Source organism: Sphingobacterium sp. xlx-96, from assembly GCF_011007365.1.
Classification (GTDB): Bacteria; Bacteroidota; Bacteroidia; order Sphingobacteriales; family Sphingobacteriaceae; genus Sphingobacterium; species Sphingobacterium luzhongxinii.
The window spans coordinates 495,508-508,398 of the sequence record NZ_WFKM01000001.1 but is presented as its reverse complement, the minus strand read 5'-3'; the positions used below and the strand labels follow the sequence as shown (position 1 = coordinate 508,398).

Genomic DNA, 12,891 nt, shown 5'->3' with positions numbered 1-12,891 from the left:
AAAAACTATCTGGTATACTCCAAAATTAAATCATAGGTTCCAGCTTGCTGAGTGACTGCCATTAAACCCGATCCAAAAATAATTTTACCTGTCCCTGAGTCATAATTCATAATTCCACTACTTATTGCATTATTCGATCTATTGATGAAACGCACACCAATTATCTTCGTTGGTCTATTCGCTGAAGGCAATGTAATAAAAGTGCTTGCTTCGTTTAAGATTACTTCTAGCGTACGTTCATATACGGTAACATCTCCGATCCATTTTCTACCTGTGGCCTGTTCGGTTGTGCTATAGTTGATCAAGTCCGTCGATACATGGAGCTTACCATCAGTCCCAGCAACGATCTGGTTTTTGGCATCTGTAGAGATCAAACTAACTGACTTTTCACCGCCGCCATTTTCAAGTGTCAAAGAAATCTCTCCGGGTTTATTCAAAGTCATACTCAAATCCAAAACTTGCTGTTGATCCGTATTATAATATGAAGACAAATCAACTGCCGGCGATGTAGCCACCCCATTAACCGTACTGTAAAGTTGATGTCCACCATTCAGTTCCAGTTTATTGCTATTAATAATATTTACAGCCGTTCCTGTAGTACCATTAACTGAAGTCGTCAAATTATTATTAATAGAGGTATTGCTAACACCAGTGATGACATCCAGATCTGCTTTACTTTTCCAGACGACTTTACTTGTAGCATCTACAGTCAAAATCTGCCCATTTATACCAGGAGTAATCTTACCTGGACCAATCCCTCCATCATCAATTCCTATAGCAATATCTTCCAAAACCGATCCTGTGGTCGTCCCTGTCAATCTAATTCCATCTGTTGAAGAGATATTCTTTCTACCTGATATTGCCGAGGGGTTTATCTCTTTGTAGCTTACAGTTCCATCAATGTTAACTGTGGCAACATGTCCTGCTTTAGCTCCCGTTCCGTCTAGCTTGCTTGCTGGTACAGCTTTCAACTTAAGGTTGTCCGCATCAATTACATTATCGGCAATGATGGTGCTATTCAATGATCCTGTCACCTCACCTGAAACTGAAACATTTGATTGGTTCACACCCAATACACCGCCTACAACTGTTACAGAAGGGTTTGTTGCCGCCTGTTTTACCACACCTAATGTTTCGCCATTTGCTGTAGCCACATCAACAACATAAGGAGAAGTTGCTATTCCTGTTCCGGTTAACGTTGCATTTACTCCCGCTGCCAAAACTGTTTTTTCAGAAAGAACCGACAAGTCAACAGTTTTAGTATTCCCGTTCTCTAGTGTAATAGACAAAGTATTTTCTGTAATCGAAAAGTCGGTTATTGTTTGCTTATCATTATCAACCAGGTTCAGGACCGTAGCCGTACCGTCCTCATCCTTGTAGGTAAGGGTCTTCGCTGTAGCATCGTAAACAATACTGGTCAGCGTCTCGTTACCACTGATAAGGTTCTTGATCTCGTTCACCACATCCGTGTTGGAAAAGATATCACCTGCATTGCCGGTAACATCGCCTACAACATTGATGACAGTGACCGTACTGTCTTCCGAGGTGTATTTATATTTGCCTTCTCCCAGAGAGGTAAACGTCGTCACTGTCTCTGCATCACCCACCAAATCAACCAGGTTCAGGACCGTAGCCGTACTGTCCTCATCCTTGTAGGTAAGGGTCTTCGCTGTAGCATCGTAAACAATACTGGTCAGCGTCTCGTTACCACTGATAAGGTTCTTGATCTCGTTCACCACATCCGTGTTGGAAAAGATATCACCTGCATTGCCGGTAACATCGCCTACAACATTGATGACAGTGACCGTACTGTCTTCCGAGGTGTATTTATATTTGCCTTCTCCCAGAGAGGTAAACGTCGTCACTGTCTCATTCCCCTTGACGATCGTCGAGATATCCATTGTCTGGCTAACCCCTGAATCGTCAAGATAGGTCAATGTCGTACCGTCATAGTAAACATTGCCGCCGATCTCCTTGATCAGCTCCGTGATCTGGTTCGTAACATCCGTATTGTTAAGGATATCCTCGAAGTTCTGGATAATATCGGCAGGTACATTGATGACAGTGACCGTACTGTCTTCCGAGGTGTATTTATATTTGCCTTCTCCCAGAGAGGTAAACGTCGTCACTGTCTCATTCCCCTTGACGATCGTCGAGATATCCATTGTCTGGCTAACCCCTGAATCGTCAAGATAGGTCAATGTCGTACCGTCATAGTAAACATTGCCGCCGATCTCCTTGATCAGCTCCGTGATCTGGTTCGTAACATCCGTATTGTTAAGGATATCCTCGAAGTTCTGGATAATATCGGCAGGTACATTGATGACAGTGACCGTACTGTCTTCCGAGGTGTATTTATATTTGCCTTCTCCCAGAGAGGTAAACGTCGTCACTGTCTCATTCCCCTTGACGATCGTCGAGATATCCATTGTCTGGCTAACCCCTGAATCGTCAAGATAGGTCAATGTCGTACCGTCATAGTAAACATTGCCGCCGATCTCCTTGATCAGCTCCGTGATCTGGTTCGTAACATCCGTATTGTTAAGGATATCCTCGAAGTTCTGGATAATATCGGCAGGTACATTGATGACAGTGACCGTACTGTCTTCCGAGGTGTATTTATATTTGCCTTCTCCTAGAGAGGTAAACGTCGTCACTGTCTCATTCCCCTTGACGATCCCTTTAAAATCGATTGTTATAGGGATTCCATTTTGATCGATAAATGAGATCTCAAAAGTTATCGGGTCATAGGTTATCGATGTTGCCGTTCCCGCTGAAGCTAAAACCCAACGAACACCATTGTTATAATAGATTCCCGGCACTACATCATTTCTCTTGGCTGTATTATACACCATCATTCCAGCCACATGTGCTGTTAGAGGACGTTCACTTGAAGAGGATTCCAAAGCTACCCGTGTGTGCAGCAGCCCCTTATTCTTACTAGCTAGATCCAAAATTGCATCAGCATTGACCGCAATTCCTCCCCCGTCAGTGCCATCAGAAAGCTTTTGTTGAGCAGTAGAAACAGAAACCATTAAGGTCAAAATGATTGCTAAACCAAAATATTTTATTTTCATAATTCCATATATTTTTACTCGATAGAATCTGATAAAAGGTTCAAAATCTAAGAGCTATAAATTCCTTATTAACTAAGCATAGTTCCTATTTACGCAACCCGTTTAACGCTTAAAAAAACTTTAAAATCATTTACCACCCTCATACACCACCATTTAAACTCATACCATCTATAGGTATTCATATCGATCTGCACCTGCAAATTCGTTGTTTCTACTTCAGCGAGATTAGTCGTCCAAAGAACTACATTATTCGCGTCAACCTGGAGATAGCTTCCGGGATTAAGCGAGATATTCAAATTGGTTTCATTCTCAAGGACCTGTGTAGCAAACGTCTGATAACTAACCAACTGTACTGAGGTCAGACGATTATATATCCGAGGGTCATAATAACCCGTATTGACGCCTGCCAAATTAATCTCTAACCCATCTATAGTGGGTAATGGAGCAAGTCCATTTGCCGTTACATAATCTCCCAAAATGAATGACCCCACACTACCGACAGAAACAGGTATGGAATAGATGGAAGTAATAGCCTCTCCAATAGCGAGTACTTTACCTCCAACTGACGCCGAACAACTTGAAACTCCAAACATCGAAGGGACAGCAAAAGTAGCTTTCTCTGGTGTCGACCCATTAGGAGTCCCTGTAACCGAATAAGTGATATAACCATTACCATGCGATAAGACCCCTTCCTGTAGCGTTGCTGTGAGTCCAGTGACCCCAGTAGAAGCAATTGGCGCACCTGCGGGATAAGCTCCGCCATTTCCTCCGCTATACGGAATAGTCATTGTACCAGAATATGGTACATCTTTCACATAACTTTCTGGAGAGAGCTTCGCTTCTGAACAACGTAGCTCACCTATTATCGGGTTAACTGTGCTTATACTACTGAACAACTTCCACTCAGTACCACTCCAATACATATATCCTGTTGCTTTTAGTGCTCCAGTTCCCGTATTAAATATCATAAGCCCAACAGCTGGATTTGGAATTGTTATTATATCCGTGTTAGAAGATAAACCCACCCTTGGTCCCAGGAAACCTTTTTTACTACTCAGTGCATTTATGTTCAAGTCTAGAATCGCTGATGCCTCTGGTTCGGAAGCACCAATAGATACCTGCCCAAAAATAAACGTAGAATACAAAATTATTCCTAATGTAATAATTGCCTTTTTCATATTTTAACTAATTTCAACCATCGATGTGTTAATAATTTACCACAATCAAATAACGATGTTTAAATCGCTTCAACTGTTAATTTCACAAAAATGAAAAGTCTTAGAATTAGTTGTTAAAATACGGGTACATCTTAGGTACTACATATAAATACTACATAGATACATCAGCAGATAATCACCGGCAAAAATCAATTGATTAAACATTAAAGTAATTAATATTAAAGATACAAATTGATCAAAAAAGGTATTAGTGATATTGATCGATACACCATGTGCAGCAAGGACAATACCGTTTTGATACTAGTCCTATTTATTTATCACATAAACTCATTCTATCAAAATGGGGCTTCGACAGTAGGTTTGCAGGTTTCTATTTTCTCTATCCAGCAGTACAAATCTTCATCAGAAGGAATATCAAAAGACTTCCGCAATCTATTTTTCTTAGTTTGTACTGAGCGAACAGCAAGATTACAGTATTCCGCGATATCTTTAGTAGTGAACCCTAATTTCAGCAAAGAGCAAGTTTTGAATTCATCTGTAGTCATATTGGGATTAATCTGGAGAAGATTTGTGTAGAAATCAGGAAACACTAACTTAAACTTTGGAACAAAAGCAATATCATCTTCCATAGCAAGCTTTACGACATCTTCAATCTGGGATTTGCATCCGCTAGATTCCAACCTTCGATTGAGATCAGAAATAATATTCTTACTCTTTATCGCTTCTTCGTACAGCCTTACCGTCATTCTATTTTTTTGATTAACAAAATACCCGTAAAAACCTAGAAGAACCAGTATCTGAATAAAAGTGACCAATCGATGATTCTTCCTTAATTTTTCAGAAACCGGTGTATCATTCATGTTAAATAATGCGAAGTCGTAATGGTGACCTATATAGAACAGAACAAAAACTAAAACAAATATTGACACACAATACAAAATCAACTTCCGTTCCCCAAAAGTGTATAAAGTCATAAATAATAGCCCCCAATAATATGCAGTCAACCCACTATTGAAACCCGCCCGACAGGAGAAATAAAAAACTAAAAGAATACAAACTATAAATATAATATATAGTAAAACAGGAAGTGCACGAACTTTTATGGGGACAAACAAAAACCATAACAGAAGACCAATACCTAATACAAAAAGAACGAAAAAATCTATCGTATTCCCAAAATATAAGTCCCTAAAGGCGTCAATTAAGAAAACTCCTGAAACAAGTACCGTATATTGATTCAATATCTTGTAATCAATTGCAGTTAATTTGTCGACATCCCTTGCTATATTTCGATTTGAAATAGCTCTCCAAAACCTCCGAATTCCCATAATTTCACTTTTTATGAATTATATATTTTGTTTTTCAATACGTCAAGTCAATCCTCTGACAGACAACTCAATATACTTTGGTAGCTTGGTGTATTTCGTGAAAATGGCTTTCCCAGAAACACAGATCTATGTTAACTTATTAAAGATCCTAAAATTAGCTTGGTGCAATTTTTGCAAAAATAAGAATTAAACAGAACAAATTCAATAAATTGACTGAACACAACAAACTAAAAAACTACGTGTTATAACACGTAGACACATTTAAAAACACTACTCCATGGTAATATAGACCGTCTAATTTAAATGCAAGCAAAATATACCCTTTGTAATATACCCAAGTAATTAAATACTGGTAATCAAGCTTATTACTCTTCTTAATTTTTACAGTTACTTGCCTCCAATTTTTCCGTGGTTTAGATCTTGGTGTAATCTATTGATAATAAATCCCCACACATTAGCATCTACGGAAGAGATTTATAAAGAATAAGATACAGGAAACCATTAAATAAGTTTATCCCATTTACTTTGATAAAACAAAATACCCATTTCGCGTAGCTTTTCGCTATCTCTAATTCCCCTTATAGCACCGCGAGCGGTTATTTTTTGAACAAATACAAAGTAGATCCAATGACAATACAGGTCATCCTGCTATGTGCCGAATCCTTATTTGATCTGTGTTTTACCCGTTGCTTATCCATACCTTGTTCGGAACTGCTTCGCAACAGCTTCGTAACTTTTGTATCTTCTGCCTTATGATTCTCTACCTTTTCCCTAAGGAATACATAGAGAATAGATCGGGAATAGACAGAGAATCGATAGACATTTACTGAACGAGTGGCGAATACGGCCCGTACGAAGCAGCAGCGACTCTCCGGTCAGATGGATCGTCACAGCTTACAGAAGCATTATCTATCCGTAGTCCTTTCTCTGAGCATTGTAGGCACTTGGCCCGCTATTCGCATGCCTGTTCTTCGGTTGTTCCTTAGTTGTAGACCAAATGAAAAGCAACCAAAAAGCAACGAATAAGCAGAGAAAGACCCTCCTTGGCAACTACCAAGACCTGATCAAATACCACTTTTCCCCGATGAACTTCTGGTGAATCCCCGATGAGTCCCCGATGGTGATCGGGGACTCATCGGGGATTCACCGGGTTTTGGTAGAGTCAAGACCGAACAAAGTCAGGTCTTGGACAGAACTCAGTTGGTCGTCACTATTTATTTGTTCTATGGGGTGAATAGAAAAGCGGCTTTCAACTATGAGTGACATCGTTATTGAAAGCTACAAACTTACAACAATTGCCGTTTTTTCAATTAACGACGGGGTTCTCTTTTTTTGAGACCTTTTTAGACAGACTCCTGTAGATTACTGTGACTAGCGAGTAATCTGTTCGATCAGAATTTTGCTTCCTGTCTTGCCGTAATAGGTACAGGTCATTTTGTCCATACAGATTGTCCATTTTTCAATGCCACAATCCGCACACATTTTAATGAAGGTAATGAAATCGGTTTTGCCTTTCTGATGAGCCACCAGCACGTTTTTGAATTCTTCACTATTGGCGGTGTCAGCAATAGATAACGCTTCATAGGCTGCAGGTACCTGTGCCATGTAATTATCGGCACCGTAATAATTGATATGACCGTCCGAAACATAGGCTTCGTAATGTGTAACACCTATTGTCTTGATTTCTTTAACGTAAACAGGAAACTCAGCACCTGATTTCACCTTACTATGGGCTGCTTCGATTTGTTCTACTGTAAACACTCTGATATAATTTTAGTTGTTAACCGATTTGTTGAAGTATGCACAATTCTAATACCAAAACAGCTAAAATGTTTCTATTGTCAATTGATGATTAATCATAGCTCCTGCTAAATTTCCGCTCATCACGACATTGACTACAGATTGTATAGGTCTGGAATTATCACCTCAGGTCAATTTAAACAAGACTAGTTTCAGTAATTGCACTACCTAACCTTTAGGCTTATAAACCACATTTACGTCCGCCTCGTTTTTTTCCTTCGTGCCCTCTGTGCTTCGTCCATCGGTAATATACTGTCTTAATAATTCTGTAAGTACTGCTACGGTTTTTGGATGGCTATCGACCAAATTCTTTGTTTCCGACGGGTCTATACACATGTTATAAAGCTGTAAATCAGGCAACTTTACACCTTCTAAGTCCTTCGCTGTCGGATAACTCCACCCTCCTGAACCGGCTCCGAAAATAAGCTTCCACTCCCCTTTACGAATCGCAAAAACACCATCTCCGGAATGTAGGATGACATGATCTCTCAAATAGTGCTTCCCCACATCAGGCTTCATCAAAGGCAGTATACTATAGCTGTCCACGGCTTCATTGTCTTGCAACTTTACCCCCATTATATCTGCACAGGTACTCATAAAATCCGTGTGGCTCACCATTTTGTCGCTCACACTCCCCGCAGCGATCTGCGCCGGCCAATTCATTATAAACGGAACCCGATGCCCGCCTTCATAAATATCGGACTTAGTACCACGGTATATGCCACTGGGCTGATGCCCCAAACGTAAGGCTTCTTCCAAATCTGCGGCAGGAGCAAATCCGTTATCACTTGTGAAGACAATAAGTGTATTTTTATCAATATTGAGTTCACCCAGCAGCACCATAATCCTACCGACTATAGCGTCGGTCATCAATACAAAATCTCCGTAAGCGTTCAACCCGCTTTTACCAATAAAGTCTGCACTGGGCAATATAGGTGTATGTGGTGAGGTTAACGATAGGTATAAGAAAAATGGACGCGCCGAGCTACTTCGTTCCCGAATATAACTCTCCGCTTCATCAGCCAATCTGTCCAAAACTTCTTCATGCTTAAAATCGTCACCGATAGGTCCTGCTCTCCAGAAACCTTTTCCCTCATTTTTAGCAATCGTATCGATCAATTTTGTCGTAACTCTATCGTTACGGATATATACATAAGGCGGAATATCCAATGAAGCAGATATTCCATAAAAATAATCAAACCCTTTTTCCAATGGACCTCCGGTGATAGGCTCGGTAAGGAGAACTTCATCTGCTTGATCTCTCTTCCATTCAAGTCCAAGATGCCATTTCCCAATACAGGCTGTATGGTAACCGTTTCTTTTTAACAACGAAGCTACCGTAGGTCGTGATTCCTCTATCAACGGCTTATCATAGCTCCACAATACACCGTTCTGAAGCTTAGACCGCCAAGCATACCTACCCGTCAAGATACCGTATCGACTTGGAGTGCATAATGAGGAATTGCTGTGAGCATCGGTAAATCGCATTCCTTCGCTAGCCAACTTGTCTATAAAAGGTGTCTGTATTTTAGATCTATTGTTAAAACTACTAATATCCCCATACCCTAAGTCATCTACCAGGATGTAGATAATATTAGGAAAATCCTCACGCTGAGCCATTGACACATCGATTTTGCCCAGTATGACTAAAAGTAAAACTACGATATAATTGACGATTTTATTCATGGTGTATTCGTTATTCAGATAACTCGATTGGGCTTTGGGGTTATATATACGTACAATAACCTCTGCAACAAAAACTAACTACCAAAAGATTTCTGACCAGGTTTTCTGCCCCAGTTAGACTTATCGATATCAAGATCATCATGGGCAATTTGCATCTCCTCTTTCAGCAAATTCCACAATTGTCGGACACGATTCTGTTCTTCCGGTCTATTCGCCAAATCATTCATTTCCCAAGGATCTTTCTTCAAATCAAAAAGCTGAACACGACTCTTACCATTCACGTTGTAGGCAATCAGCTTATACCCTTCCGGAGTTTTCACACTTCTGCTCCAATGACCATAAATGTTATAAATATTTTTACGTATGTGAGATTTTGGATTTTTGAAGATTGGCATTAAGCTTTTTGCTTCCACAGTCGCAGGCTGTACAGCTCCCAACCAATCGTATACTGTCGGCGTGATATCACTGAGATAGCTAAACGCATTAGACACTTTATTTTTTGGCACACCTGGGCCAGAGAATATAAGGGGGACACGAATACTATGCTCATACAGATTCTGCTTGCCCAAGAGCCCATGCTGTCCTACAGCCAAACCATTATCACCCGCAAAAACTATAAGCGTATTATTTCTTAATCCAGCTTTATCTAACGCGTCAAGAATCCGCCCCACCTGTGCGTCCATCTCGCTGATCATATCATAATAAAGCGCAATTTGCTCCTTGACTGCCTCTTCCGTACGCGGATGTGGCAGTAACAATTCGTCACGCACCTTTAATTCGCCATTATCAAATGGATGTACTGGTAAAAAGTTTGGTGGCAATGTTATTTCCGTAGCAATATGCATCCCCTTGAAAGCCGGAGGCGGTGTGCGAGGATCATGGGGAGAAGTAAAGGCTACATAGCATAGAAAAGGCTTCTCATGCGCAGTTTTACTTTCCAAAAAACGGATCGCAGCATTCGCATACAATTCTGTACTATAGGTATCGCTTTTACGACCAGCATCTTTAGGGTATTTGCCTTCCCTATTGTAATCGTATACGTAAGGATGAAACTGTCCTCCACTTTCTTCAAAATGCATACCTCCAAAAAACAGCTCACTTCCTGCACTAAAAAAACGATGATGCGACGTTTTGTCGCTATGCCATTTGCCACAGTGAAAAGTGGTATAACCTCGCTGGCGCAAAGCTTCGGGCAATCCCACAATACTATCAGGCACTACTGCACCATCATCTGGCAGCCTGTTGAGATACCTACCGGTTAGCATCATAATACGACTGGGCATACATATGGCCCCATGGTGTCCTCCCATCACATGAGCCTGGCGAAAACTTGTACCTTGCCTGACTAATTTATCCAGATTGGGCGTATGTATTTCATTATTTCCTAATGCTCTGATCGTATTATAACTTTGATCATCGCTATAAATTATAAGTACATTTTTATGTTGTGCCATCAACGATGTACTGATGAGGTGAATTAAAAACAACAACGTAACTAAAAAGCTTTTGATATAAAGTATGTTCATGTCTTTTTGATAAGTAAGCAATTGATTGCCTTAAAATTAAAGAAGATTTTCTATTTCCCGAAACTGAAAAAAGTATATCTAACGGAATGATTGGGGTCCGTGAAATAGAAAACTATTTTTAAAATCGGAAGAAAATGCTTTATAAAAATGTTTTTATGTGATCGTTATAACCATAAATAGCTAAAATATCTCCTTGTTCTAACTTTGTATCTGGTTTTGGTATACCATGCAAAACAGTAGTTACAACACTTTTACCAAATGTTGTTTCTTTCTCCGTACTTTTCAAAATAGTCAATACAAGCAGTTCATATCGTTCGCGGAATCCAATTTCTTGTATTGTTTTTCCGACATATTTTTCGGGCACTACAGCCTCCACAATGGAGTAGTTGCTATTCAACTCAAATGAATCTACAAGCCCCGACATACACAACCGTTTTGACCATCGTTCCGCCGATTCTTCTTCCGGATGGGCGATTTCGGATACTCCCAAAGCACCCAACACCTTTTCATGTAGCCGATTTACAGCCCTACTTATCAACCTTTTGACGTTAGCTTCTTTACATAATGCCGTAACCATAATATTCGCCCCTTCATCTTCCCCTATTGCTACGACAAACACATCTGTATTTTTGTGTGGCAAAGAGTAGAACGCCACCTCATCGGTAGCATCTAAACATACGGTATGTGTTATCTTCTCTTTAAGTGCAGTTACTTTTTCAAGACGACGGTCTACCCCTATTACTTCATTACCCTGAAGGGTTAGTTTCTCGGCGAGCGATGCTCCGAAATTCCCTAAACCTATGACTATAAACTTCATATTCTTAATATATTGTTAACTCTTCTGGAGCATATTTGTACTGTACATAATTTACTTTTTTTACAAATGCTATCAATACGGAAAGCATCGTTACTCGCCCAACAAACATGAGCAGAACTAAAATTATCTTGCTGCCCGTCATTAGGCCTGCTGTAACATTTAGCGATAATCCAACCGTACTGTAAGCCGAAAAGCATTCAAAAGCAATATCTAGCAGCGGTCTGTCCTGTTCAAAAAAAGAAATACCAAACACGGCCAATCCGATGACCATCAAAGACAAGAACATGGTTGCAAAAGCCCGCTGTATAGAAATCGCAGCTATCTCTCGACGAAAGACATCGGTTCTATTTTTGCCTCGAGCCAAACTCCAAACATTAAGTACAGCTACTGCAAATGTACTGGTCTTGATTCCTCCTCCTGTAGAATTTGGAGAAGCACCGATCCACATCAGCAGCATAACAAAAAGAATACTAGAAAAATGAAGCTGCGAAAAATCAATACTGTTAAACCCTGCGGTCCTCGGTGTAGTAGCTGTAGCAAAGGCTATTACCCACTTACCGATCCCGTCATGTCCAGCTAGTACATGCCCGTATTCATTAACATACAATACAAGAGTCGCAATAGCCGTAATCAATCCCGTAGTAATCAGGTTGATCTTACTATTGATCGTCATGATCCAAGGACGGTAGTAATTTTCGTTCAAAGTCCATTTTTTTAATAATCTATTCACCACATGCTTGAAGTATTTAAGCATGTTTATAACAATGGGAAATCCTAGTCCGCCAAAAATATAAATGCAGGCTACAGCCAGTTGAAAACCATAATTGTGAACCACGGCACTATCCATCAAGCCCAAGGGCAGCGTAGAAAATCCTGCATTACAGAAAGAAGAAACCGCATGGAATAAAGACGTGAAAGCTTTCTCCAGGATTCCCATATTACTTACGTCCCTCAAGCTCCAGAAAATAGTGGCGGCACCCACTAGCTCTATACCAAATGTGATCAATATAGTTCGTTTCAAGAGAACAAAAACTTCTCCCAGACGCTCGGTATTCGAGAAGTCACGTATAGCCAATTGGTTCTCATAACTACTTCCACCTTTAAGAAAATACGCGAACAATCCGGCAAATGACAAGATACCAATACCCCCAGCCTGGATAAGTAGCATAATGAAAGCATGTCCCCATATCGTAAAGTGAGTAGAGGTATCAACCACGACCAACCCTGTGACACACACCGCACTAGTGGCCGTAAATAAAGCATCTAGCCAGGATAGGGGCTTCTCTAGTGCAACAGGAAGCTTCAACAATATAGTTCCAAAAAGAATGAGCGCCAGAAAGCTGGAAATAAATAATTGCGCGGGATTAAATAGACGTTTTCGAATCACGTGCTAATTTAATAACAAAAGTATAAAAACAAACTCTTTTTATGAATGGATTAAAGTTATCGTCCAGATAAATTTAAGAATAGGCTCCTAAA

At 40.2% G+C, this 12,891-nt stretch carries 8 protein-coding genes; all 8 read right to left on the bottom strand.

Going from position 1 to position 12,891, the window contains the following annotated elements:
• Positions 1–5 precede the first annotated feature (5 nt).
• Positions 6–3,077, bottom strand: a complete 3,072-nt coding sequence (locus G7B20_RS02325) for a beta strand repeat-containing protein (RefSeq protein ID WP_164108410.1) — start codon at positions 3,075–3,077, stop codon at positions 6–8.
• A gap of 89 nt (positions 3,078–3,166) precedes the next feature.
• Positions 3,167–4,255 (bottom strand): hypothetical protein, encoded by a 1,089-nt coding sequence (locus tag G7B20_RS02320; protein WP_164108409.1) that lies wholly within the window; start codon positions 4,253–4,255, stop codon positions 3,167–3,169.
• A gap of 335 nt (positions 4,256–4,590) precedes the next feature.
• Positions 4,591–5,583, bottom strand: coding sequence for a helix-turn-helix transcriptional regulator (locus G7B20_RS02315; RefSeq protein WP_205600155.1), 993 nt, complete (start codon positions 5,581–5,583; stop codon positions 4,591–4,593).
• Positions 5,584–6,954: 1,371 nt separating this feature from the next.
• Complete coding sequence (locus G7B20_RS02310; RefSeq protein ID WP_164108408.1) at positions 6,955–7,344, bottom strand: DUF1398 domain-containing protein; 390 nt, start codon at positions 7,342–7,344, stop codon at positions 6,955–6,957.
• 207 nt (positions 7,345–7,551) lie between these two features.
• Complete coding sequence (locus G7B20_RS02305) at positions 7,552–9,069, bottom strand: sulfatase family protein (protein WP_205600156.1); 1,518 nt, start codon at positions 9,067–9,069, stop codon at positions 7,552–7,554.
• Between the two features lie 74 nt (positions 9,070–9,143).
• Positions 9,144–10,595, bottom strand: coding sequence for a sulfatase-like hydrolase/transferase (locus tag G7B20_RS02300; RefSeq protein WP_164108407.1), 1,452 nt, complete (start codon positions 10,593–10,595; stop codon positions 9,144–9,146).
• A gap of 139 nt (positions 10,596–10,734) precedes the next feature.
• Positions 10,735–11,412, bottom strand: coding sequence for a potassium channel family protein (locus G7B20_RS02295; protein ID WP_164108406.1), 678 nt, complete (start codon positions 11,410–11,412; stop codon positions 10,735–10,737).
• Positions 11,413–11,416: 4 nt separating this feature from the next.
• A complete protein-coding gene (locus tag G7B20_RS02290) occupies positions 11,417–12,799 on the bottom strand; it encodes a TrkH family potassium uptake protein (RefSeq protein WP_164108405.1) in 1,383 nt (460 codons plus the stop codon).
• Positions 12,800–12,891 lie beyond the last annotated feature (92 nt).

Coding starts and splice junctions, on each gene's coding strand:
- G7B20_RS02325 (WP_164108410.1), bottom strand. CDS start 3,077: ATGAAAATAAAATATTTTGGTTTAGCAATCATTTTGACCTTAATGGTT.
- G7B20_RS02320 (WP_164108409.1), bottom strand. CDS start 4,255: ATGAAAAAGGCAATTATTACATTAGGAATAATTTTGTATTCTACGTTT.
- G7B20_RS02315 (WP_205600155.1), bottom strand. CDS start 5,583: ATGGGAATTCGGAGGTTTTGGAGAGCTATTTCAAATCGAAATATAGCA.
- G7B20_RS02305 (WP_205600156.1), bottom strand. CDS start 9,069: ATGAATAAAATCGTCAATTATATCGTAGTTTTACTTTTAGTCATACTG.
- G7B20_RS02300 (WP_164108407.1), bottom strand. CDS start 10,595: ATGAACATACTTTATATCAAAAGCTTTTTAGTTACGTTGTTGTTTTTA.
- G7B20_RS02295 (WP_164108406.1), bottom strand. CDS start 11,412: ATGAAGTTTATAGTCATAGGTTTAGGGAATTTCGGAGCATCGCTCGCC.